Source organism: Nonomuraea sp. NPDC003707, assembly GCF_053587055.1.
This window is the reverse complement of sequence record NZ_JBSFNK010000030.1, coordinates 12531-35498: the sequence shown is the minus strand read 5'-3', so window position 1 is coordinate 35498 and position 22968 is coordinate 12531. Positions and strand designations below refer to the sequence as shown.

At 70.0% G+C, this 22968-nt stretch carries 25 protein-coding genes; 11 read left to right on the top strand and 14 right to left on the bottom strand.

All coding sequences use genetic code 11. The features are described 5' to 3' along the window. The first annotated feature begins 19 nt into the window (after window positions 1-19). Window positions 20-304 carry a YrhB domain-containing protein gene (locus ACWDRB_RS48920; protein WP_449906318.1) on the top strand — a complete coding sequence of 95 codons (285 nt, stop codon included), beginning with the start codon at window positions 20-22 and terminating at the stop codon, window positions 302-304. Then, complete coding sequence (locus tag ACWDRB_RS48915; protein WP_449906315.1) at window positions 301-540, top strand: hypothetical protein; 240 nt, start codon at window positions 301-303, stop codon at window positions 538-540. Before ACWDRB_RS48920 ends, ACWDRB_RS48915 begins: the two co-directional genes overlap by 4 nt. Window positions 541-1063: 523 nt before the next feature. Here ACWDRB_RS48915 and ACWDRB_RS48910 read toward each other — a convergent pair. Continuing rightward, on the bottom strand, window positions 1064-1306 hold the full coding sequence (locus ACWDRB_RS48910) for a hypothetical protein (protein ID WP_449906312.1): 243 nt from the start codon (window positions 1304-1306) through the stop codon (window positions 1064-1066). A gap of 398 nt (window positions 1307-1704) precedes the next feature. Here ACWDRB_RS48910 and ACWDRB_RS48905 point away from each other — a divergent pair, with 398 nt between their 5' ends. Both ACWDRB_RS48905 and ACWDRB_RS48900 read left to right on the top strand, forming a co-directional pair. Next, window positions 1705-2088: a hypothetical protein gene (locus ACWDRB_RS48905; RefSeq protein ID WP_449906309.1), complete on the top strand. Its 384-nt coding sequence runs from the start codon at window positions 1705-1707 to the stop codon at window positions 2086-2088. A gap of 495 nt (window positions 2089-2583) precedes the next feature. Beyond that, on the top strand, window positions 2584-3888 hold the full coding sequence (locus tag ACWDRB_RS48900; protein ID WP_449906306.1) for a phosphatase PAP2 family protein: 1305 nt from the start codon (window positions 2584-2586) through the stop codon (window positions 3886-3888). A gap of 11 nt (window positions 3889-3899) precedes the next feature. Here the strand turns inward: ACWDRB_RS48900 and ACWDRB_RS48895 are convergent, their stop codons facing one another. The 6 genes from ACWDRB_RS48895 to ACWDRB_RS48870 are packed head-to-tail and all read right to left on the bottom strand — an operon-like array spanning window position 3900 to window position 9903. Further along, complete coding sequence (locus ACWDRB_RS48895; RefSeq protein ID WP_449906303.1) at window positions 3900-4445, bottom strand: gluconokinase; 546 nt, start codon at window positions 4443-4445, stop codon at window positions 3900-3902. Next, window positions 4435-5664 carry a D-mannonate dehydratase ManD gene (gene manD, locus ACWDRB_RS48890; RefSeq protein ID WP_363975308.1) on the bottom strand — a complete coding sequence of 410 codons (1230 nt, stop codon included), beginning with the start codon at window positions 5662-5664 and terminating at the stop codon, window positions 4435-4437. Before manD ends, ACWDRB_RS48895 begins: the two co-directional genes overlap by 11 nt. Window positions 5665-5707: 43 nt before the next feature. Further along, window positions 5708-6856 carry a galactonate dehydratase gene (dgoD, locus tag ACWDRB_RS48885; RefSeq protein ID WP_449906300.1) on the bottom strand — a complete coding sequence of 383 codons (1149 nt, stop codon included), beginning with the start codon at window positions 6854-6856 and terminating at the stop codon, window positions 5708-5710. 5 nt (window positions 6857-6861) lie between these two features. Continuing rightward, on the bottom strand, window positions 6862-7677 hold the full coding sequence (locus ACWDRB_RS48880) for a carbohydrate ABC transporter permease (protein WP_449906297.1): 816 nt from the start codon (window positions 7675-7677) through the stop codon (window positions 6862-6864). Next, the gene (locus tag ACWDRB_RS48875) at window positions 7674-8624 is read right to left on the bottom strand and encodes a carbohydrate ABC transporter permease (RefSeq protein ID WP_449906294.1); all 951 of its coding nucleotides are present in this window, start codon (window positions 8622-8624) and stop codon (window positions 7674-7676) included. The genes ACWDRB_RS48880 and ACWDRB_RS48875 overlap by 4 nt, the downstream gene beginning before the upstream one ends. 28 nt (window positions 8625-8652) lie before the next feature. Continuing rightward, window positions 8653-9903 (bottom strand): ABC transporter substrate-binding protein, encoded by a 1251-nt coding sequence (locus tag ACWDRB_RS48870; RefSeq protein ID WP_449906292.1) that lies wholly within the window; start codon window positions 9901-9903, stop codon window positions 8653-8655. A 231-nt stretch (window positions 9904-10134) separates the two neighbouring features. Between ACWDRB_RS48870 and ACWDRB_RS48865 the strand changes: the two genes are divergently transcribed. Then, entirely contained in the window at window positions 10135-10839 is a 705-nt protein-coding gene (locus ACWDRB_RS48865) for a FadR/GntR family transcriptional regulator (RefSeq protein ID WP_350735496.1), read from the top strand. Between the two features lie 103 nt (window positions 10840-10942). Here ACWDRB_RS48865 and ACWDRB_RS48860 read toward each other — a convergent pair whose 3' ends face one another. After that, window positions 10943-11515, bottom strand: coding sequence for a molybdopterin-dependent oxidoreductase (locus ACWDRB_RS48860; protein ID WP_449906287.1), 573 nt, complete (start codon window positions 11513-11515; stop codon window positions 10943-10945). 111 nt (window positions 11516-11626) lie between these two features. Here ACWDRB_RS48860 and ACWDRB_RS48855 point away from each other — a divergent pair, with 111 nt between their 5' ends. The 5 genes from ACWDRB_RS48855 to ACWDRB_RS48835 all read left to right on the top strand — a co-directional run bounded on the left by ACWDRB_RS48855 (window position 11627) and on the right by ACWDRB_RS48835 (window position 15219). Continuing rightward, window positions 11627-12040 carry a TOBE domain-containing protein gene (locus ACWDRB_RS48855; protein ID WP_449906284.1) on the top strand — a complete coding sequence of 138 codons (414 nt, stop codon included), beginning with the start codon at window positions 11627-11629 and terminating at the stop codon, window positions 12038-12040. A 10-nt stretch (window positions 12041-12050) separates the two neighbouring features. Continuing rightward, window positions 12051-12860: a molybdate ABC transporter substrate-binding protein gene (modA, locus tag ACWDRB_RS48850; RefSeq protein WP_449906281.1), complete on the top strand. Its 810-nt coding sequence runs from the start codon at window positions 12051-12053 to the stop codon at window positions 12858-12860. Between the two features lie 6 nt (window positions 12861-12866). Next, complete coding sequence (locus tag ACWDRB_RS48845; protein ID WP_449906278.1) at window positions 12867-13232, top strand: hypothetical protein; 366 nt, start codon at window positions 12867-12869, stop codon at window positions 13230-13232. Next, window positions 13229-13486, top strand: coding sequence for a hypothetical protein (locus tag ACWDRB_RS48840; protein ID WP_449906275.1), 258 nt, complete (start codon window positions 13229-13231; stop codon window positions 13484-13486). The genes ACWDRB_RS48845 and ACWDRB_RS48840 overlap by 4 nt, the downstream gene beginning before the upstream one ends. Window positions 13487-13650: 164 nt before the next feature. Further along, window positions 13651-15219, top strand: coding sequence for an aldehyde dehydrogenase family protein (locus ACWDRB_RS48835; protein ID WP_449906272.1), 1569 nt, complete (start codon window positions 13651-13653; stop codon window positions 15217-15219). Between the two features lie 308 nt (window positions 15220-15527). Here ACWDRB_RS48835 and ACWDRB_RS48830 read toward each other — a convergent pair whose 3' ends face one another. Beyond that, complete coding sequence (locus ACWDRB_RS48830) at window positions 15528-15749, bottom strand: hypothetical protein (RefSeq protein WP_363975334.1); 222 nt, start codon at window positions 15747-15749, stop codon at window positions 15528-15530. Window positions 15750-15876: 127 nt separating this feature from the next. Between ACWDRB_RS48830 and ACWDRB_RS48825 the strand changes: the two genes are divergently transcribed. Further along, on the top strand, window positions 15877-16395 hold the full coding sequence (locus tag ACWDRB_RS48825; protein WP_449906268.1) for a PadR family transcriptional regulator: 519 nt from the start codon (window positions 15877-15879) through the stop codon (window positions 16393-16395). Window positions 16396-16405: 10 nt separating this feature from the next. On the opposite strand, the gene ACWDRB_RS48820 is transcribed toward ACWDRB_RS48825, so the two are convergent. The 5 genes from ACWDRB_RS48820 to ACWDRB_RS48800 all read right to left on the bottom strand — a co-directional run bounded on the left by ACWDRB_RS48820 (window position 16406) and on the right by ACWDRB_RS48800 (window position 22903). Next, window positions 16406-18205: a cytochrome c oxidase assembly protein gene (locus tag ACWDRB_RS48820; protein WP_449906265.1), complete on the bottom strand. Its 1800-nt coding sequence runs from the start codon at window positions 18203-18205 to the stop codon at window positions 16406-16408. An 80-nt stretch (window positions 18206-18285) separates the two neighbouring features. Next, the gene (locus ACWDRB_RS48815) at window positions 18286-20574 is read right to left on the bottom strand and encodes a polysaccharide lyase 8 family protein (RefSeq protein ID WP_449906262.1); all 2289 of its coding nucleotides are present in this window, start codon (window positions 20572-20574) and stop codon (window positions 18286-18288) included. Between the two features lie 393 nt (window positions 20575-20967). After that, entirely contained in the window at window positions 20968-21789 is an 822-nt protein-coding gene (locus ACWDRB_RS48810; RefSeq protein ID WP_449906259.1) for an SAM-dependent methyltransferase, read from the bottom strand. Window positions 21790-21938: 149 nt separating this feature from the next. After that, a complete protein-coding gene (locus ACWDRB_RS48805; RefSeq protein ID WP_449906256.1) occupies window positions 21939-22187 on the bottom strand; it encodes a hypothetical protein in 249 nt (82 codons plus the stop codon). Window positions 22188-22264: 77 nt separating this feature from the next. Further along, the gene (locus ACWDRB_RS48800; RefSeq protein WP_449906253.1) at window positions 22265-22903 is read right to left on the bottom strand and encodes a hypothetical protein; all 639 of its coding nucleotides are present in this window, start codon (window positions 22901-22903) and stop codon (window positions 22265-22267) included. Window positions 22904-22968: the final 65 nt, after the last annotated feature.

Here is a 22968-nt window from a genome sequence, read left to right as displayed (position 1 = left end):
GAAAGGACGGATCACCATCATGATCGGCAAGGAGGAGGCCGAGCAGATCGTGCGCGCGTACATCGCGGAGGAACTGAGCGCGGTGGGGGAGGGGCTGGTCGTGCACGACGCGGTGACGGTGGAGCGGCCGTACGGGTGGTTCTTCACGATCACCACGGTGGAGTACGTCGAGACGGGCGACCCCGGCACCACGTACGCCGGGCTGGGACCGGTCCTGGTGCGGCGGGCCGACGGCGGGCTCGTCGAGTACGACTCCATGTACACCGGCGAGTCGGCGGCCGAGGACTACGAGGCGGCGCTGTGACGCGGCGGCGGCCCGCGATCTGCGACGCGTGCGCCAGGCTCCGGCAACGGGTTGATTCGCAGGCGGCCGGCCGGTACGTCCCCTACTGCGAGGCCTTCCCCGCAGGCGTCCCGGCGGAGATCTATGAGGGCGGCTTCGACCACCGGCACGAATACCCCGGCGACGGCGGTGTCCGGTTCGCGCTGCGGCCGACGGCCGAGGGGGCGGTGCGGGCGTTCGAGCTACGCCGCACCTGAGAGGCGAGGGGTCGCCCTGCTGCGCCTCCGCCGGCAACCTCTTCTGTGAGATCGGCGCGACCGTCGCCACAGCCGCGGTCGGCGCGCTGTTCGCCGAGCGGCTCACCGGTTCCCTTCTTCGCGGGCCTGTCCGTGGTCGCCCTCGCAGCCCTGGTACTCGCGTTCTTCCTGCCTGACCGCAGGCCGCGGGAGGACGAACCCGAATCGGAGACCGCAGACGCCCAGGCGCTTCAAACCGTCGTAGCCGGCCGGCGGAGCGGCGCATGATCGCCGGACTGGAAGCCCGGCTCGGCGAGCCGGGTTGAGCAGGGCGGTGGTGGCCCGTGCGCAGTTCGATCTCACCGTCGATGCTCGCAACTCCACCGTCACTGTCGCCAACTCAACGAAGCGCCGGGGATCTCGGGCACCTGTGCGTTGGGGATGTGGTCGGCCACGTGCCGCGCTGGCGTGGTAGAAGGGCATGGTGTCGGATCCGTGCAACACCAGCACTGGAGCGGAGATCGCGCCGAGCACTGCCGGCTCCTCAGCGTTGGGGCCTTCGTACCAGCCCGGCTACGCCGACCGCCATGCCGGTGAGCATACCGATCACGCTGGCCCTTTGATCCAGTACCTCCAGTACCTCGGCCGGAAGGTGTAGTGGGTCGGCGAAGAACCAGACCGGCCTCGCCGCGAGTGAGGCCGCCGGCACCACGATCGCGGTGATCGCCATGCCGCGCCACAGCCGCGAACCGGGCGCGCGCTTCACCCCCGCCGTCGTCTTCGACATACGTCCAGAGTGCTTCCAAAACGGTACGAGCGGGACCCATGGTGACGAATGCGTTACCTGTCATCACAGCGAAAAGTGAAACGGTCGTTTGCGGGACGGTCGACGGCGGCCAGCGGTGCGGCCCGGCCTCGTGCTGCCCCTCAACGGCGAGGAAGCCGGGCCGCACCGGGTGCTCGACGCGCGAACGAGGAGACCGCGCAGAGCGGACGCACCCCCGGAGGGTCCGACCGCCACAACCGGGCTCCCGGGGGCGCTCCTTCGATAGGTGGGGACGGGAATGGCCGCCAAGTGTCCGGTCAATGCCCTGGAACGCCCGAAAGGGCTGATCGACACTCAATCATGTCGGATCCGCTCCGATTCCCCGCGAGGCAGAGCACTAGGGCGAAGGAGTTATGTCGATGGGTCAGAGGCTCGCAGCAATTGCTATGTCGGTGCTGGCCGGCGGCATCCTGCTCACGGCGGTCCCATCTGCCGCGCAGGCGGTACCGCCGTGCAAGCAGCCAGTAGGGGCGAAATGGTCGGCGGGCAGGATCGTCTACCTGTGGTGGTGTGACGGGACGAGCGGAACCAGGAGGGGCTACCACGGGCAGATCCAAAACGTAGTGGATGGCGATCAGGTCTACCTCAGGAGCGGAACCGGTAGCATCACGGCGCTCGTGAACATCACATGGACCGGTGGGAACGAGGACACTCCAACCGTCGGCGACTGGGGTGCCCCCTGGGCCGCGTGCATCACGGTCAGGAACGTGGGCGAGACGTGCACCGCCCACGGGAAGGTCTAGCAGGTGGGGACGGGTTCGAGGAGCCGCCGCCTACGACAAGGCGATCTCCTGACCCGCGACTGACCCGCGACGCCGCCCAGCGGGACCATCTGGTCGGATGCCGAGAAACGCTCCGCTTATGACGAAACGGCCGGACCTGGATCGTCCGGCCGTTTTGGTTGGTAGCCGGAGCAAGGCGATCCGCTGTATGTCGTGTCCTTGCCCACGTGATGGCCGACGTGCAGAATGACGTGCACCAGGAGCTGATGTGGGATCTGCGGGCGCTTGCCGCCGTCGATCTGGTCACCCGGCGAGGAACATCATGGCGGCGCCGTGCTCCCGGAACGGCCGCCGGCGAGACACCCCGCATGGCGGTGGCGCATTCCCGCGGTGTCAGGAAGGTTCGCACCGCATTGCGCTTTCGCCGAACGGGCCCCAGTGTCGTCGGCCTGGTTGCCGACGTGGCAGTTGTTCGCGCGCTGGCTCGATCGGTGGCGGTCGGAGTAATTTCCCATCATGGTCAAATTACGTTCCGCCGGATGGGCAGGCGTCCTTCCGCGCAAGGCCGTCAGCTTATCCGTCGCCGGAGTCATCGCTGTCGGGTCGCCGATCGGACTCGGCTCGTCGTTCGCGAACGCGTCGACTTCGAACGCGCCTCCCAATGCCGTCATCACCTGGGACAGAAACGCCCAGACGGCGATATGGGACATCGCTGGCCAGCAACCACAGGTCCAGGCGCGCAGCTTCGCAATGGTGCACGGAGCCGTTTACGACGCCGTGAACGCGATCGCCGGCACTCCCTATCAGCCGTATCTGATCGCGCCGCCTGCCGACGGGACCGAGTCGACGGACGCGGCCGTCGCGGCCGCGGGCTTCCTTGTGCTGAACGCTCTGTTCCCAGAACAGCAAGCGAGGCTGAAGACGCAGTACGACGAGGCGCTGGCCGCGATCCCCGACGGTACCGCCAAGCAGCGCGGAATCACCGTGGGCACTCAGGCGGCCTCTGCGATGAACGCCGCACGGCAGAACGACGGAGCGTTCGGAAACCAGACCTGGACTGTGGGCACCCAGCCCGGTCAATGGCGGCCGGCGCCACCCACGTTCGCCTCCGACGGAGCCTGGGTCGGTGACCTCAAACCGTTCCTTATCCGCAGCGCCTCCATGTTCCGCACGTCCGGCCCGCCATCGCTAACCAGTCACCGGTACGCCCGGGACTTCAACGAGGTCAAGACCATCGGCTCGGCGACCAGCACGGTCAGGACGTCCGACCAGACACAAGCCGCGATCTGGTGGCACGACCGGCACCTGGCCGAATGGGAGATCAAGCGCCAGCTGGCGACGAAGCGGCAACTGAACACGTTGCAGACGGCGCGGATGTTCGCGATGGTCGACCTGGCCGAAGCCGACGCCACGATCGCTTGCTACAACGAGAAGGCAGCGTGGAACTTCTGGCGGCCCGTCACCGCGATCCGCCTGGCCGACACCGACGGAAATCCGGGAACGGCGGCCGATCCCGACTGGACGCCATTGCTCGTTACACCACCGCACCCCGACTACACATCCGGACATACCTGCTTCACAGCGGCCAGCATGTCGGCGTTGGCGTATTTCTTCGGCCGCAACGACATCCCCTTCAGCGGATACAGCGCCGCCTCGGGTACCACCAGGTATTTCCGCAGTTTCTCGCAGGCGCTCGCCGAGGTCATCGAAGCACGCATCTGGGGCGGAATCCATACCCGAACGGCCGACGTCGAAGGCGCGAAAATCGGCAAGAAGGTCACTGCCTACATGGTCGCGCACTACTTCAAACCGAAGGAGTAATGACCTGCTCTTCACCCTGAAGTCGGGCGGGTGGCCGTCGGCAGGCCGAGCCGGGTCGCCACCGCCGCCGCCAGCTCGTCCGGCGACAGCGCCACCTCCAGCACCATCCCGGACTCCTCAGGGCCGAGGTGCTCCAGGATCGCCCGCTGCGAGTCGAACAGGCCGGGCGACATGTAGTGGTCGGTACGGCGGGTCAACCGGTCCCGGATCAGCGTCGCCAGCCCGTCCAGGAGGACGAACTCCACCTCCGGCGGGCCCTGCCGCAGCACGTCCCGGTAGGAGCGCTTGAGCGCCGAGCACGCCAGCACGGTGGAGACGCCCTCCGCGTGCCGGGCGGCCATCCAGGCGGCCAGGTCACGCAGCCACGGCCAGCGGTCCGCGTCGTCCAGCGGGATGCCGGCGCGCATCCGCGCCACGTTCGCCTCCGGGTGGAACTCGTCCGCCTCGGCGAACCGCAGCCCGGTCAGCTCGCTGATCCTGCGGGCCACGGTCGTCTTGCCCGCGCCCGACACACCCATGACCACGATGTGCCGGGTGCGCCGCTGCTCACCAGTCATGGACGGTGCCGTCCTTGAGCCGGTTGAACGGCAGGTAAGCCGGCTGGTACGGGAACCGCGCCGCGGCCTCCTCGTCGAGATCCACGCCGAGCCCCGGCAGCTCCCCGGGGTGCAGGTAGCCGTCGCTGAAGCTGAACGACTGCCGGAACACCTCGTTGGTCGCCTGGCCGTGCTGCATGTACTCCTGGATGCCGAAGTTGTGGATCGCCAGGTCCAGGTGCAGGGCGGCGGCCATGCCGACCGGCGAGATGTCGGTCGGGCCGTGGATGCCGGACTTGATCTGGTACTGGGCGGCGTAGTCGAGCAGCTTGCGCATGGCCGTGATCCCGCCGGTGTGGGTGACGGCGGAGCGGACGTAGTCGATGAGCTGCTCGCGGATCAGGGTCTGGTAGTCCCACACGGTGTTGAAGATCTCCCCGATGGCCAGCGGGGTGGTCGTGTGCTGACGGACCAGGCGCAGCGCCTCCTGGTTCTCCGCCGGGGTGCAGTCCTCCAGCCAGAACAGGTCGTACGGCTCGAGGGCCTTGCCGAGCTTGGCGGCCTGGATGGGGGTCATCCGGTGGTGCCCGTCGTGCAGCAGCGGCAGCTCGGGGCCGAACTCGTTGCGCACCGCCTCGAAGACGCCGGGCAGGTGGCGCAGGTAGGCGCGGGTGTCCCAGTCCTCTTCGGCGGGCAGCGCGGTGCGCTGGGCCGGCTCGTAGTCGTACCGCTTGCCCTCGACGCTGGGCTGGGCGGCCACTCCGTACACGGCGTTGATGCCCGGTACGGACGTCTGCACCCGCAGCGACCGGTACCCCATCTCCAGGTGCCGCCGGATCGAGTCGAACAGCTCCGGCAGGTCCCGGCCCGACGCGTGCCCGTACGCCATGATCCCGGTTCGGGAGGCGCCGCCGAGCAGCTGGTAGAGCGGCATCCCGGCGGCCTTGGCCTTGATGTCCCACAGCGCCACGTCCACGGCCGCGATGGCGGCCATGGTGACGGGCCCGCGCCGCCAGTACGCCGAGCGGTAGAGGAACTGCCAGGTGTCCTCGATGCGATGCGGGTCCCGCCCGATCAGCAACGGGACGACGTGGTCGGCCAGGTACGACGCGACCGCCAGCTCACGCCCGTTGAGGGTGCCGTCGCCCAGCCCGGTGATCCCCTCGTCCGTCGTGATCTTGAGGGTGACGAAGTTGCGGTCGGGGCTGGTCACGATGACGTCCGCTGCGATGATCTTCACGCGGGTGCCTTTCTCACGTCGGCGGTGCGGTCGGGGGTCATGGTCACCATTCCGCGTACGAGCCGTCCCGGTGCCGCCAGACAGGGCTGCGCCAGGCGTGTCCCTTCTTGTCGGCGGCGCGGACCGCCTGATCGTCGATCTCGATGCCCAGGCCGGGTGCGGTGAGCCGCTCGACGTATCCGTTCACGAAGGTCAGCGGGGTCTTGTCGAGGCAGTAGTCGAGCACCTCGGCACCACGGTTGTAGTGGATGCCGATGCTCTGCTCCTGGATCAGGTAGTTCGGGGTGGCGAAGCCGACCTGAAGGCAGGCCGCGAGGGCGATCGGGCCGAGCGGGCAGTGCGGGGCGAGCTGCACGTCGTACACCTCGGCGAGGGTGGCGATCTTGCGGACCTCGGTGATGCCGCCGGCGTGCGAGAGGTCCGGCTGCGCGACCGCGATGCCGGCCTGGAAGACCGGCAGGAACTCCTGCCGGCTGTAGAGCCGCTCCCCGGTCGAGACCGGGGTGGTCGTCGAACGGACGAACTCGCCGATGAGGTGCGAGTTCTCCGGGACGACCGGCTCCTCCAGGAACAGCGGCCGGTACGGCTCCAGCAGCGGCGCCACCCGGCGGGCGTTGGCCAGGGTGAAGCGCCCGTGGAAGTCGACGGCCACGTCGCGGTGGTCGCCGAGCACCTCGCGGGCGGCGGCCACCCGGGCGACCACGCCGTCCAGCTCGGCGACCGAGGCGACCGGGCTCATCGCGCCGGAGGCGTTCATCTTCACCGCGGTGAGCCCGGCCTCGAGCTGGGCGGCGATGTGATCGCGGACCTCGCTGGGCTCGTCGCCGCCGACCCAGCCGTACACCCGGATCCGGTCCCGGACCGGACCGCCGAGCAGCTGGTGCACGGGGGCGCCGAAGTGCTTGCCGGCGATGTCCCAGAGGGCCTGGTCGAGGCCCGCCACGGCACTGGCCAGGATCGGGCCGCCCCGGTAGAACGAGCCCTTGGTCAACACCTGCCAGTGGTCCTCGATGCGTAGCGCGTCCCGGCCGACCAGCAGCTCCGCGAGCTGGTCGACGGCGGTGCGGACGGTCTCGGAGCGCCCCTCGCAGGTGGCCTCGCCCCAGCCGATGATCCCGGAGTCGGTCTCCACCCGGACGAAGAGCCAGCGGGGGGCGACGAGGAAGGTCTCCACGCGCGCGATGGTCGTCATGCCGGTCAGCCCTTCGTCGCGCCGGCGGTGAGGCCGGAGACCACGTACTTCTGCACGAACAGAGCGATCACCATGATCGGCACGGTGACCACGGTGGCCGCGGCCATCAGGCCGCCCCAGTCGATGCTGGCGTACCCGACGAAGTCGAAGATCGCCACGGGCAGGGTCTTGGTGTCGGCGTCGGAGAGCACGAGCGCGAACATGAAGTTGTTCCAGGAGAAGATGAAGGACAGGATCCCGGCGGTGGCGATGCCCGGCACCGCCAGCGGCAGGGTGATGCGCCGGAACGCGCCGACGTGGGTCAGCCCGTCCACCAGCGCCGCCTCCTCCAGCTCCTCGGGCAGGCTGTCGAAGTAGCCCATCATGATGTAGACCACCAGCGGCAGCGCGACGAACATGTGGCTGATGATCAGCACCCCGAAGCCGCCGACCATCTTCAGGTTGGAGAAGACGTAGTACCAGGGCACCAGCAGCGAGACGCCGGGGATGACCCGGGCCATCAGCACCACCAGCGCGGACTTCTTCATGTTGAACCGGCTCATCGAGTACGCGGCCGGCACGCCGAGGATCAGCGAGGCCACCGTGGCGGCGAAGGCCACCCAGAGGCTGTTGACGATGAACTCGACGTAGTTCGCCTGCTGGAGCACCTTGGCGTAGTTGTCGATGGTGGGCGAGAAGGCCAGCGCCTTGCCCGGGTCGTAGATGTCGACGTTGGTCTTGAACGACGCGGAGACCATCCAGAGCAGCGGCGCGACCAGGGAGAGCACCACGATGGTGAGCGCCACCACCCGGAACACCTGATACGCGGGCCGGGCCTTCATCGCTGCGCCTCCTTGCGCCGGGCGGTCAGGGCCCACATGGCCCCGATGATGATCAGGAAGAAGAGGATGAGGACGGTGGAGGAGACGCCGTACTCGTTGTAGTCGAAGCTGAGGCCGTAGGCGTACACGTTCAGCGTCTCGACCTCATGGAACGAACCGCCGCCGCGGCCCTTCGTGGCGTAGAGGACGTCGAAGGTCTTGAGCGCGTCGATGCCGCGCAGCAGGATCGCCACCGTCAGCGTGGGCATCAGCAGCGGCAGGGTGACGTGCCGGAACCGCTGCCAGGTGCTGGCGCCGTCGATGTGCGCCGCCTCCTGCGGCTCGTCCGACAGCGAGGTGAGCCCGGCGAGCAGGATCAGCACCACCATCGGCGTCCACTGCCACACGTCGATGAAGATCGTGGTGGCCAGGGCCGTGTGCTGACCGGCCAGCCACGGCTGCGGCCCGATGCCGAACCAGCCGAGGAGCTGGTTGGCCATGCCGATGTTCGGGTCGAAGATGAGCCGCCACATCATGCCGACCGCGACCGGAGTGGCCACGAGCGGCATGAGGATGGCGACCCGGACCCACCGCTGCCCCTTGAACGGCCGCCAGAGCAGCAGCGCGATCGCCATCCCGAGGACCACCTCGAACAGCAGCGCGACGGCGGTGAACGTGGCGGTCCGCCCGACCGCGGGCCAGAACCGCTCGGTGTCCGTCAGGACGTCGAGGTAGTTCCGCAGGCCCACGAACTCGCTCTCCGCGCGGACGGATCCCTCGGCGTCGGTCAGGCTGAGGTAGCCGGTCCAGGCCAGGGGGAACACGAGCAGCGCGGCGACGAAGACCATCGCGGGCGCGGCGAAGAGCCATTTGCGGTGGGCGTCCATCCAGCGCAGCCAGCCGGGCGTGCCGGGGGCGGCGGGGGCGCCGCGCGGCGCCTTGGTGGTCGGTGTGGTGATCGTTGCCATGGGGACTCCAGGGGTCGGCGGGTGCCGCTTACTTGGCCTCGTCGTCCAGGAACTTCTGGAACGCGGCGTTGGCCGTGTCGGCGGCCGCCGCGGCGTCCTTGCCGGTGATCGCGTCGACGATCGGCTGGCCCACGATCTCGCGGGACTCGGCGACCTTCACGACCAGCGGCCGGTCATGACCCACCCCGTCCTTGGTGCTGGCCGCGATGGCCTCCACCAGGTCCTTCGGGAAGGTCGAGGTGCCCTCCGGGTTGGCCCACACGGAGGTGCGGGCGCCGGGCACGCCGGACTTCTGCTGGGCGAGCGTCTGCGCCTTGCCGGTGGCCCACTCGATGAACTTCCAGGCGTTGGCGGTGTTCTCCGAGCTGGAGTTGACGCCCAGCGCCCACGACGGGATGTTGTACGGCTTCGAACCGCCAGGGCCGGCCGGGAACGGCGCGAAGCCGACGTTGTCCGAGACCTTGGACTTGGCCGGGTCGGTGGCGTTCTTGTAGAGCGAGTTGGCCTCGGTGTAGAAGGCGGCCTTGCCCTGGGTGAAGATGGCCATCGCCTCGGGCCAGCCCATGTCGGTGCTGACGTTCGCCGGGCCGGAGTCCTTGATCAGCCCGCCGTAGTAGGCGTACGCCTGCTTGGCCGCCTCGCTGCCGACCGCGGCCTTGCCGCTGCCGTCGACGAAGTCGCCGCCGAAGCTGTACAGGAAGCTGGAGAACTGGGTGACCGCCGGCGACTTGCCGGTACGGGCGACGAACCCGGCCATGTCCGGCTCGGATGCCTTGATCTTGGCGGCGGCGGCCTTGAGCTCGTCGAGGGTCTTCGGCGGGGCGCTCAGGCCGGCCTTGGACAGCAGGTCCTTGCGGTAGTAGAGGACCTCCTGCTCGGTGATGATGGGGACGCCGACCGGCTTGCCCTCGTACGTGGTGGCCTCCACGGGGCCGGCCTGGAAGTCGCTGAAGTCCCAGTCCTTGTTGGCCTTCACCTGGTCCGACAGGTCGGCCAGGTACTTGTTCTTGGCGAAGAGCCTGCCCTCCTGCAGGGGGCGGTACATCATCACGTCGATGTCGGACGAGCCCGCGTTCAGCTTGACGTTGTACTGGTCGGAGAGCTGGTCCTCACCGAGCTGGGTGATCTCGGCCTTGAGCCCGGTCTGCTTCTCGAACTCGGGCAGGGCCTTCTTGATGTTGTCGGTCCACACGTGGTTGGCCAGGGTGATCCGGACCGTCTTGGACCCGCCGCCGTCACCGCCACTGCCACAGGCGGACAGCCCCATGGCGGCCACCACGGCCAGAGATGTACCGAATATCGCTCGACGTCGCACGTCAATCCCGCCTTCCTGTCATGGTCGCCGCCCCCCGGAAGAGCGCCACATGCTCGTAACATCTGCTTAATGCCGGGATGCTAGGCCAAAAAAGCTGACTTATTCAAGAGTCAGCCTTCAACTGATATGTTCTATGCCGTGAATCAGTCCTCCCCGGGGGCCGCCCCCACTCGGCCCGCCCTTGCGGAGGCTGGGTTGCACGCACGGGTCCTCGACCACCTCGGCACCGCCATCTGCAGCGGCGACGTGGCCGCCGGCTCGGTCCTGAGCATCGAAGACCTGGTCGACCGTTACCAGGTCTCCCGCTCGGTGATCCGCGAGGTGCTGCGGGTGCTCGCGTCCATGGGGCTCATCGAGACCCGGCGCCGGGTCGGGATCATGATCCAGCCTCCCGGGGTGTGGAGCGTCTTCGATCCGCAGGTGATCCGCTGGCGGCTCGCCTCGGAGGGGCGGATGGCGCAACTGCGCTCGATCACCGAGCTGCGGACCGCGATCGAGCCGTACGCCGCCTGGCTGGCCGCCGGGCGGGTCGACCACGACGAGGCGAGCGAGCTGGTCGGGCTCGCGGCCAAGATGTGGGCCGCCGGGAAGGCGGGCGACGAGGCCCGCTTCCTCGACCTGGACATCGACTTCCACCGGCGGGTGCTGGCCGCCTCCGGCAACGAGATGTTCGCGAAGCTGCAGCTGATCGTCGCCGAGGTGTTGGCCGGCCGGCACCACTACCACCTGATGCCTCACTACCCGGACGAGGAGGCGCTGCAGCTGCACACCGACGTCGCCCAGGCGATCCAGCGGCGCGACGGCGAGCGTGCCCGGGAGGCCATGGTGGGGATCATGGAGCAGGGGTTCGCCGAGATGAAGTCGTTGTGGGAGCGGACCGCCGAGCCGGGCGGCGCCTGACCGGCGGCCTTCGCGTCAGCGCGCGGTGGCCAGCAGCAGACCGGCCCATCGCAGCAGTCGTCGTGACATGGGTGTTCCGCCCTCCGGTCGGGCGGGGGGCCGGTCAGGCGGGGTCGAGTGCGTCCGTGTCGCAGACGTGGAGGCGTACGACGCCGCTGACGTAGCGGCCGCCCTTGACGTCGCCGGGCACGACCAGGCGCGGGCCTTCCTCGTCCAGTTTCGCGCCGTCCTGGGTGACGGCGAGCAGCACCTTCTTGCCGGAGAAGGCCGGGTCGAGGTCGGCCCAGGCCAGGGCGGCGCGGTAGCCGTCGGAGCCGGTGGCGGTGACGACCAGGCGTAGCTGCGCGTTCTTGACGTCGGGGTCGATGCGCGGCTCGGTCAGCTGGAGGACGTCGGACAGCAGCGGGCCGGTGAAGGTGTGCTTCTCCGCGCCGTGGGAGGTCTGGTAGCGCACGCGGACGGTGTGCTGCGGCAGGCCGCGCAGCCGCGCCATGGTGAACGAGCGCGGACGGTTGACCTGGCCGCGCACCTTGACCGTCCCGGCGGCGGCCTGCCGGACGGAGGCGGGGCCGGCGGCGGTCGCGGCCGTGGCCGGGGCGGTGGGCGTGAGCGTGGCCAGCAGGACGGTGGCGAGCGCGGACGCGACGGCCCGGCAGCGGGGGGAACCGATACTCACGAGGGTGCTCTCCGATCTCGTGGATGCCATGGCAGAACCGTAGATCATGCCGCTGGTGCGGCGGAAGCTGGGTATTCAGGCTCGAATGTGCGGAAGGTATCGTGAGAGCTTGTGACGACGTTTCGGATCAGCGAGGCCGCGGCGCTGCTCGGGGTCAGCTCCGACACGGTCCGCCGGTGGGTGGACGCGGGTCGGCTGGGGGCCGAGCGGGACGAGCACGGTCATCGGCAGGTGAACGGAGCCGACCTGGCCGCCTTCGCCCGCTCGCAGATCGAGGAGAGCGGCGACGGCAGCCGCTCCTCGGCGCGTAACCGCTTTCGCGGGATCGTGACCGAGGTGATCCGCGATGCGGTGATGGCGCAGGTGGAGATCGCCGCCGGGCCGTTCCGGGTGGTGTCGCTGATGAGCCGCCAGGCCGCGGACGAGCTGGGCCTGGAGGTGGGGATGGTCGCGGTCGCCGTGATCAAGTCCACCAACGTCGTCGTGGAGATTCCCGGTCACGAGCGCGTGGCCAGTTACTTGTGAGGAGCCCCCTGTGGAGTTCAGGCGTCTTTCCCGATGGGCGATCGCCCTGCCCGTCGCATTCGCGCTGGCGGGCCTGGCCGGCTGCGGCTCCGGCGGACCGGCCACGTCCACGGCCGGGGCCTCGTCGGCCCCGGCCGCCGGTGGCGGGGCCAAGGAGGTGACGGTGTTCGCGGCGGCGTCGCTGACCGGGACGTTCACCGAGCTCGGCAAGACCTTCGAGGCCGCGCACCCGGGTACGACGGTGAAGTTCAACTTCGGCTCCAGCGCGACGCTGGCCCAGCAGATCACCCAAGGGGCTCCGGCGGACGTGTTCGCCGCGGCGAGCCCGGCCACGATGAAGACGGTGACCGACGCGTCGCTGGCGAGTTCGCCGACCACGTTCGTGCGCAACAAGCTGGAGATCGCCGTGCCGAAGGACAATCCGGCCAAGGTGGACGAGCTGAAGGATCTGGCCGACAGCAAGGTGAAGGTGGCCCTGTGCGCCGAGCAGGTGCCGTGCGGGGCGGCGGCGATCAAGGCGCTGGACGCGGCCGGGCTCAAGGTCAAGCCGGTGACGCTGGAGCAGGACGTCAAGGCCACGCTGACCAAGGTCGAGCTGGGCGAGGTGGACGCGGCGCTGGTCTACAAGACCGACGTGATCGCGTCGGCGGGCAAGGTGCAGGGCATCGAGTTCCCCGAGGCCGACAAGGCGATCAACGACTACCCGATCGCCACCCTGGCCAAGGCTCCCGCGGGTGACCTGGCCAAGCAGTTCGTGGACCTGGTGGTGTCGCAGCAGGGCAAGGACGTGCTGACCAAGGCCGGCTTCGAGGCCCCCTGATCCTGGATGAGCTCCTCGGCATCGGAGCAACTCGACCCGGTGAGCCCGCGCGGCGGGCTCACCGGGCGTTCGGCGGGTTCGGGCGGTGGGTTCGCTGGGCGTATCGCGGCTCCGCGTGCCGGTCTCCCCGGGCGTCCGGTCGCGGGTCGCGAGGTCTCCGGGCGGCTGCCGTGGATGCTGGTCGTGCCCGCGCCGGCGGGCCTGGCCTTCCTGGTGCTGCCGCCGGCCGGGCTGCTGCCGCACACCTCCGAACGGTTCTACGGGCCCGCGTTCGTCGCCTTCCCGCCCGCCGTCGCCGACCTCGACCTGACCCCTGGCCGGCAGATCTGGGCCTCGGTCAAGGCCGCCGAGACCCACGCCCACCCCGCATGAACGAGCTCCCGCCCGACGGCCGCCACGACTGCAACGCCATCTGCCTCGGCGGACCCTGCCACGGTCTCCTCACCCACGTCGACCAGGACATCGGCATCCTGACCGTCCCCGTGCCGCGCCTCTCACCGGACGAGCCCGAGACGTGCGCCCGCTACCGCATCACCCGCGAACGGGTGCGCTACTTCGGCCAGGCCGAGCCGTACATCGCCCTGCACTGGGCAGACCCGCCATGCTCGTGCGGCCTGGACCCATAGCCGGTCGTCGGCGCACACCGGGCTTGTGGCGCCGCGGCCCGGAAACGCAGTACTCATCTGCGAGGTGGAATCAGCCTCCTCATGGCGGATGAGATGGAAAGACGGCTAACGACGCCGCTTGTGAGTGCCCACGCCTCTTGCCTTCTTACGCCGTCAGTAGTCTCATGGGGACTACCAAGCGCCGGCTCGGTCGGCCAAGCCAGGCCCCGGGCGAGCGCACGTTCATCGACAGGAAGCCGACGCTGATGACGGTGACCTTGGACAAGAGCGTCGAAGACTTCGTGGCGACGCCTCGGCAGCTCTTCATTGACGGCCGGTGGGTGGACGCCGCCTCCGGCAGGACCTTCGCCACCCCGAACCCCGCCACCGGCCGGCCGCTCGCCCAGGTGGCCGAGGCCGACGCCGAGGACGTCGAACGCGCCGTGCGGGCCGCCCGCCGCGCCTTCGACGGCCCGTGGTCGCGGCTGACCCCCTCCGAGCGCGGCCGGCTGATCTGGAAGATCGGCGACCTGATCCTGGAGCACGCGGACGAGCTGGCCCAGCTCGAATCGCTCGACAACGGCAAACCGCTGGCCGTGGCACGGGCCGCGGACATCCCCCTGTCGGCGGACATGTTCCACTACATGGCCGGATGGGCGACCAAGATCGAAGGAAACACGATCACGCCCTCGGTGCCGTACATGCCGGGCGCCGCCTTCCACGCCTACACCCTGCGCGAGCCCATCGGCGTCATCGGCCAGATCATCCCGTGGAACTTCCCGCTGCTCATGGCCGCCTGGAAGCTCGCCCCCGCGCTGGCCACCGGCAACACCGTCATCCTCAAACCGGCCGAGCAGACCCCGCTCACCGCGCTGCGGCTGGCCGAGCTGATCGCCGAGGCCGGCGTCCCCGACGGCGTGGTCAACGTCCTGCCCGGGTACGGCGAGACGGCCGGAGCGGCGCTGGCCGCCCACGACGGCGTCGACAAGGTCGCCTTCACCGGCTCCACCGAGGTCGGCAAGCTCATCGTGCACGCGGCGGCGGGCAACCTGAAGAAGGTCTCCCTGGAGCTCGGCGGCAAGAGCCCCAACATCGTCTTCGACGACGCCGACCCCGAGCTCGCCGTCCAGGGCGCGGCCAACGCCATCTTCTTCAACCACGGCCAGTGCTGCGTGGCCGGATCCCGGCTGTTCGTCCAGCAGAGTCACTTCGAGCAGGTCGTCGAAGGCGTGGCCGACATCGCCCGCGGCATCAGGCTCGGCTCCGGGCTGGAGCCCGGCACGCAGATGGGGCCGCTGGTCTCCGACGAACAACTCCAGCGCGTGACCGGCTACCTGGACTCCGGGCGCAGCGAAGGGGCCCGTACGGTCGTCGGCGGGGCCCGCCACGGCGACCAGGGCTACTTCGTCCAGCCCACGGTGATCACCGACACCCACCCCGAGATGAAGATCGTCCGTGAGGAGATCTTCGGCCCGGTCGTGGTGGCCTCGCCGTTCTCGGACCTGGACGAGATCGCCGCCCAGGCCAACGACACCACGTACGGCCTCGGCGCGGGCATCTGGACCCGCGACATCTCCAAGGCGCACGCCCTGGCGAGCAAGCTCCGGGCGGGCACCGTCTGGATCAACTGCTACAACGTCTTCGACGCGGCCCTGCCGTTCGGCGGCTACAAGCAGTCCGGCTGGGGCCGGGAGATGGGGCACGAGGTGCTGGAGGCGTACACCGAGGTCAAGGCGGTGTGCACCCAGCTGTAGAGGACCTCCCGGGCTCGGGATTGGCGGACCCGGGAAACGAGGGGTGGGCGCGGGCGGCGCGCTGCCAGGCGGGAACCTGCACGCCGCCGGCCGCGCCCACACCTCCGGCGACCGCGCACCGGCTGCGCCCCGACGCCCGGCCTCCGCCCGGAACCCCTCCTCGAACGCGGCCGCGCGGTCGGTCGCGATGCCCACGTACTCCACACCCAGGGGCAGCGCCTGCCGCGCGAGCGTCAGGAGGACCAGGCTGCGGGGCTCGTGGAAGGCAGAAGTCATGATCGGCATGCTGGCGGCGGCGCGCCGCGACCTCAGAGCTGGCCGTGGGCGGGCTCGACCCAGCTGAGGACGACGAACGGGGCGGCACACGAAGGATGGTGGACACGACCCGCCGTGACCCGATAGGGGGCGCCGCGCGTCGAGCCGTCCGCCTCGAACGCGAAGACCTCCACGACGCCGACGTCCTGGTCGATGCGGGTCAGCATGCCGTCGTGCGGGCCGCCGACGCAGATGGCGTTCGGGACGGGTCTCATCCCGGGCGACGCCCTAAGGTGCCGGCCTCGTTCTCCCTCACAGAGCAGTCCTCCGCAGCCGTGGCTAGTCAATGCGAGACTACTTGGCGACCCTCCGACGCCCGCGACTGGCCCTACCCTTGAGCGTGTGAATCCTCGCGCGCTGTCGCTCACCGAGTGGATCGTGCTCGCGCTCGTGGCGGAGGGGCCCACGTACGGCTTCGCCGTCGCGAGGCTCACCGCTCCCACCGGTGCCGTCGGCGCGATCTGGCAGGTGCCGCGGCCTCGGGTCTACCGCGCGCTCGATCGGCTCGCCGACCTGTCTCTCATAGAGCCGTGCGGCAAGGAGCGGGGGCAGGGCGGTCCACAGCGTACGGTATTCACCGCCACGGCGTCCGGGACATCGGCCGTGAACGGCTGGCTGATATGCCCGGTCGAGCACATCCGCGACATCCGCACCGAGTTCCTGATCAAGTTCGCCCTGCTCCAGCGATCCGGCGCGGACCCGCGCCCGCTGCTGGACGCGCAGGCGGAGCGCATCGAGCCGATCATCCGCAGCCTGCGCAGGCAGCGGGACCAGGCGCATGGCTTCGACCACGTCGTGGCCGCCTGGCGGTATGAGACGGCCGAGGCGGCGCTACGCCTCATGCACACGGCCCGGCACTGACAGAGCGCGGTCACTTCAAGGGCGGGCTCGTCCGTACGCGGGCGAGCGCCGCCTGCCTGAGCCAGGCCATGCGTACGGCCAGGAGAGCGAACACGGGCAGTGGAAGGAGCATGGCCACGGCTCCGGCGAGCCGCTGGTCGGCGAGGAGGTCCGGGACGCCGGGCGGGGCCGCGAGGGAGAACCAGTCGTTCGCGACCGGCGGCCCGAGCAGCAGGAACGCGCCCAGAGCCAGGTGGGTCAGGATGACGGCGGCCAGCAGCCGGGCGCGGACGGCCCAGGGAATCGGGCGGGGGAGCGGGTCGACACCCGCCGGCACCCAGAAGGTCAGCAGGCCGAGGCCGACGAACAGGACCTGGGTGAGCAGGTGCTGGGCGTAGCCGGACAGGGACCACGGGAGCCACGGCGTGGCGTACAGCAGCAGGAAAGCGACCGGGTAGACGGAGAGGAGGAAGGCAGGGTGGGTCAGGCGGCGGGCGGGGAGTTCGAGGTCCTCGCGTAAGGACGCGGCCAGGGTGAGCGGCGCGCCCAGGCAGAGCAGGAGCGGGGCGACGGCGGTGAGCACGACGTGCTGCAGGACCTGCGCCGACAACATCGCCCGCGCGTACCCGCCCACGCCGCCGAGCAGCACCAGCGCCATGAGCGCCAGCCCCGCGCACCAGGCGACCGTACGTCCGACCGGCCACGACGCGGCCCGGCGCACGCCGACCAGGTAGGCGACGGCGGGCAGCGCCAGGAGCAGCAGGACGGTCGGGTCCAGGCGGACCTCGGTGATCAGTGCGCTTGGGGTGAAGGGGGCGAGCGGGTACTCCAGGACGAGGTGGTCGTGGCCGCCGCCGCTCCCTGGTGGTGGCGGGGTGCGGGACAGGCCGACGGCCAGCCCGATGACCGCCGCCATCACGGTCAGCTCGCCGGTCGCCAGTCGCACGAAGGTGTGGCGTACGGTCCGGTCGGCGACGCCCGCGACGGTACGGTGGCGATGCGTCCAGCCGAACAGGCCCAGCGTCACGAGCGCCACGGTCTTGGCCACCAGGAGCTGCCCGTAGGTGCTCTGCCAGAGGTCGGACGGGCTGCCGAGCCGTACCCAGGCGCCGGCAACGCCGGAGACGGCGACGGCGGCGAAGCAGCACAGGGCGAGCGTGCTGAAGCGGGGCAACACCGTCGGAAGATGCTCGGAGCGGCGGAAGTGGACGAGGACCGCGGCCAGGCCGCCGACCCAGACGGAGACCGAGACCAGGTGCGACATCAGCGCGGACACGGCGATGTCGTGGTCACCGGCGGAGGCGGCATGCCCCACGTACGCGGGCGGCAACAGCCCGACGGCGGCGATCAGCGGGCGTACCCAGGCGGGCAGCGTCCGCAGTCGCGAGGAGACGGCCGCGAGCGCCGCCACGGCCGGGACCCACAGCAGGGCCCGCGTCTGCGGCAGCGCCGTGCCGAACCGCAGCAGGTCAGGGGCCCCGAGCAGGTCCGCGACGGGCAGGGGGATGAGGTTGGACAGGGTCAGCACGTAGCTCAGCAGCGCGGCGAAGGTCCAGCCGAGAGCCCACCAGCCGGCCGCACGCAGGCACGCCTCGGACTCCTTCGTACCGGTCGGGGCGAGGGCGGCCGCCGTGAGCGTTCCGACACAGGCGAGCGCGCACAAGTCGTAGCAGAACCGGACCAGCGGCAGCCCCCACACGGTGACCGGCCCGGCGCTGGGCAGCCCCGGGAGCTCCGGCTGGATCGCGCCGCCGAACCGGAGCACGACGACCAGCACGACCACGCCGGCGGCCACCGCCGCACCGGCGTAGATCCGTTCCGGGGCCTTCATGGCGGCTCCGCCCGGTCAGTGTGCCCATTCGCATCGTGCCACACCGGCGGTGATCAGCCCATGGGCTCGCCCCGGAGGTTTCAGACGCGCACCACAGCGGTGTGGGCGTGCCCGCGGCTGCCGCCGACCTCCACCTTGACCGCTTTCTTGGACTTGCGCACGCTGCGGTCGCTCTCCTTGACCGATTTCACCGGCCAGGGCAGCGTGATCTTCACCTCGTCGGCGGTCCTGGACGGGTCGGAGACCGCCAGCCGTACCCGCTTCTGGTCGCGGCGGATCAGCAGCGTGCAGGGGCCGTCGGCGGCGAGCGGGCCGTCCGCGGTCTCGACGGTCCCCGCGCGCCAGAAGACGGCGGCGAGCACGCCGTCGCGGGAAATGGCCTGCACCGTACGGGAGTTCGCGAGGATCTCGACCCGCCCGCGGTACGCCGCGGTCTGGGCGACGGAGGCGTCGGGGAGCACGGCATAGGCGTAGCGCGCCCTGCGCGGATCGACGCCGTGGTCGACGAGGATCGTCGTGTAGTGCCTGGTGACGGGGGTGTCGTCGCCTCCGGTGGTGGCGCCCTTGTCGATGTCCCGCCAGTGGCCGGTGCGCTTCCCGCGGATCACCTTCGCCTTGACGCCGTCGAGCAGCGCGTAGCCGGCCACCCCGCAGAGGTGGACCCAGCCGTCGCCCTGGGTCAGCGGCGGGTGAGTGTCGTGGGTGTTGCGGTTCTCCACGACGGTCTCGATGCGGCGGCCGTCGGAGGCGGTGATGCCGGCGCCGAGGGCGATCACCGCGTCATCGAGGAGGAACCACGCCTTCCTGGCCCGCAGCGAGGAGCCGTCGGCGATCAGCCTCATGGCCGCCACGCCGTACTCGCCGTCGAGCGCCACGCCGCCCGCCCACGGGGTGGGCGGCAGGCGACGCTTGCCGTGCCGGAGATCGGCGCGTCTGCGGGTGTCGACCGTCGTGCCCGGCAGCCGGTACGGGTCGATCGTGGGCCACAGGTCGTCGTTCCAGTGGGTGAGGTCGCCGGTGTAGAGGTAGGTCATGCCGTCGCCGGTGCACCAGCCGTGCAGGTTCTCCAGGTTCATGGCCTCGGCCGCGCCGATGCGCTTCGAGCTCATCGCGATCGCGTAGGCCCAGGTGGGACGGTGGTGCACGACCCGGTCCATGTCCGCGAAGACGTACGTGCCCGTCGGACGCGGACCGACCGGCACCGACGGGTCCGCCAGCAGGGCCTTGGCTCCCGCGATGCTCGGGAGCGGCGCGAGCGTGTCATACGGGATGGCCTGGTTGCGGGTGAGCCAGCCCTTCACCAGCGGCCGCCAGCGCTGGGCATAGCGTTCGGGCGCCGCCTCCAGCAAGGTGAGGATGGCCTCGACCGCCTTCTGCCCCGAGTGGTAGTCGCGGTGGCCCTGCACCGAGATCTGCCGGCCGCGTACGCAGTCCATCATCAGCCCGTCGAAGATGAACGGCGTGAACGAGCGGTCCACGATGTCGTAGACGTTCCCGATTCCGCCGATCTCCCACGGTGACTTCGCGAGCATGGCGATCAGCTTGGCCACGCTGTCCAGGTAGTCCACGCCGTAGCTGCCGGTGTAGGGGAACACGTCGTGCTGGATGAACGACCCGTCACGGTAGAAGCCGTCGCCCGGGCCCTTGGTCCGCCGCAGCAGATCGGAGACGGCGTCCCTGGCCCGCTTGACCAGGCGTGCGTCGTGGGTGAGCAAGCCGCGCATCGCCACCGCCATGGCCTTGCCCGCCCGGTTGGCGCCGGTCTCGACGACGCCGGGGTGGCTGACGCGGCGTTCCGGGTCGGGGCACCAGCGGCGTAACGGGCGCAGCCAGCGCTCAATGCGGTCCTTGGGCAGGCCGTCGTACATCAGGGCGCAGGTGTCGGTCAGCGCGCGGGGGACGCCGATCTCCCACCAGTACCAGTTGCTGCCCTGCCGGTCGAGCCCTTCGCGGTAGGCGTGCTCGTACAGGAAGTCCAGCGCGCTGACCGCGGTCTCGGCGACCTGCGCGTTCCTGTGCAGGGCGGTGCCCGGCGTGGCCCAGCCCAGCGCCAGCGTGCGCATGCGGTTGTAGGCGCGGTTGAAGTTGCCCGTCCGGGGGTCTCCGAGCGGCAGGTCGGGCCACAGGCTCGGGGCGCCGGGGGTGAGCTTCAGCTTGCGCAGCACCGCGTTGGCCGAGCCTTCGACCGCCTGCGTCTTGTCGGCGTACGCGGCGTCGTACGACCCGCCGGCCAGCAGGCTCACCCACCGCTCGCGCGCGGCGTCGAACGCGGCGGCGCCGACCGCCTCGGCCGGTCGCTCCCACAGGGAGAGGCCGGTTAAGGCCGCGGCGCCCAGCAGGGCGGACCGCCGACTGAGGGGGTGGGTCATGGAGGCCTTCCGACAATCGGGCAAATACCTGCTGAAACGATCATATGTCCCCAGGAGGGTGGATCATTTCGTTCGGAAACCACCCCTTGCGCGCCGAAGCCGGCGGCGCGCCTGGTCGATGAGGCTGGCGTCCGGCCCATCTCCGACCTTCAGCGTTCTGTGATGGAGCACATCACGCTCCTTGAGCACGCCGTCAAGGGCGGCGTCGACGCAGAGAGCTACGCGAACACGATGCGTTCGGTGCAGAACCAGCCCGAGGACGGCGAGTCTGTGGAGTGATGCGACTTCCGGCGAAGACACTTAAGTCGGCGCCGCGACCTGCTGAAACGGCGGGGTGCCAACCGAGACCTCGCCCGCCCCGAAGTTCGGTCGGTCGGGCGGGCGAGGCATCCATCAAATGCCGGCGTCGAGCCTGTTGGTCCTCGTCCGGGGGCGGTACAGGGGCCGCTTGACATACGTGACGGGGACCGAGGAGATGGGCCCGTCGAGTGCGACGTCCGGCCGGCGACGGGCGACCGCGCGCACGTAACCGAGGTGGCGTCCGCCATCGGCGGTGAGGGCGTCGATCTCCACCTGGTTGTCCGGTGCGATCGCCCGCTGCCATTCCAGCCAGTACTTCCACCCGTCGGCCATCGTGTCGGCCACGTCCACGTGGGCGACACCGCTGCGATCCCAATGGCGGCGCCACCACTCGGCCGAGTGCAGGTTGGCCATGCTCGGCTCCCACCACGCCGCCAGGTGCTCGGGCGTCGGTCCGTCGATCTCCTGGACCAGTCCGGCACCGGCGATGCCGATCTGCCCGCCCGGCCGGACGAACCTGGCCAGATAGTTCAGGTACAGATCGTCGGTGCCGTAGTAGACGAACGAGTCGATGCTGACGACGGCATCGAAGAAGCCCGCGGCGAACGGCAGGGCTCGGGCGTCGGCGTGGATGGGGAACGCCGCGTGCTCGGCGCCGGCGTCGTAGATGCGCTGCATGCGTTCGTCGGGGCTGAACCACAGATCGGTGGCCCATACCTGGACGTCGTACTCGCGGTACAGGAAGATCGACGAGGCGCCCCGGCCGCAACCAAGATCCAGCACCCGCATGCCGGGCTCCAACGACATCGCCTCGGTGAGCCACTCGGCCAGCCACAGCGAGTTGGCCCCGCCGCTGACGCTGGAGCGGATCCAGTCCGGGTTGTAGCGGGAGGTCCGTGGGAACCGTTCTGACATCAACGGGTCAATCGGCATCGTCGGGTGTCCTCCTGTGTAGGTCCGCGGTGGCAGGTTGCGGTGGGGAGGGTAGCGGAACGTGACGCAGTGTTCCCGCATGAAACGCCGCCCGATGAGTAAAGTCTGCAGCCGGTACGGCTGATCGGCGGTTACCTGGTGACAGAGAGCGACTCCACGCGGCAGTCAATCGAGAAGCGACCCGGGATGGGCTTCGCATCTCCACACGGGTCAGTGGCACGCCCGGCGTCATCCAGGCGGGTGATCGCGCCGCCGTTGTCGCCCAGCTGCAGCGCTTCGCCGACCGGCACCACCAGGGTGGCCCCGGCAGCGAGCGGCCCGGCCGGCAACGTCAGCGTGCGCTCGACGCCGGTCGACCGTGCGCCCGGCCAGACCACCATAGGACCGCAGCGGCATAAGTCCACTCCTCCTGAACGACGATCACATCCCGCGCCGGTCCGGATGACGCGGCGCCCCCTCAGTCGGCCAGGTAGGAGATCGAGCGAACCTCGTAGCCGGTGGTCCCGGAGCCGCGTACGTGCATCAGCATCGCACCGCCCTCATAGGAGTAGGCGCACGAGTAACCCTGCGGCTCCTTGCTGCAGCCCTGGAAGAAGTAGGTGACGCCGCGCGGGTCGTACTTGACCTTGAACAGCTTCTGCACCGTGGCGGAAGTGGCGACCTCGAGCCCGCCGTACGCGTCGCCCCGCTTCCAGGCGGCGAAGAGATGCTTGGCCACGGTGGGCGGCTTGGTGATGTGCCGCGACAGGTAGACCTTGCTGACCTTCGAGCCGGTGACCACCATCGCGATGCCGTCAAGCCCGCCGGGCACGCGCACGCTTGTGTGCACGAACCGGCACACGTTGCTGGAACAGCCGTCGAAGCGGTCGGGCGCGCGGTAGACATAAGTGAAGATCGTCTTGACCGCCGCGGGGGTGGCCGCCTTCGCCGCGGCCGCGCGGTCGGCGGCCAGCCAGGCGTGGAACAGCTTGTTCGCCACCTTGCCGGGCGCGGGCGTCCCGGCCGAGACGGGAGCGGCCAGGGCGGGGCCGGTGGAGGCGAGCGTCAGTGTCGCAGCCGCACTGAGGGCGGCGCCGAGGACCAGTCGTTTGAACACGCTGCGACGCTAAGGGGAGCGCCTTGCGCAGGGATTGAGCCCGGCTTGCAGTCGTCCGGGCGCTT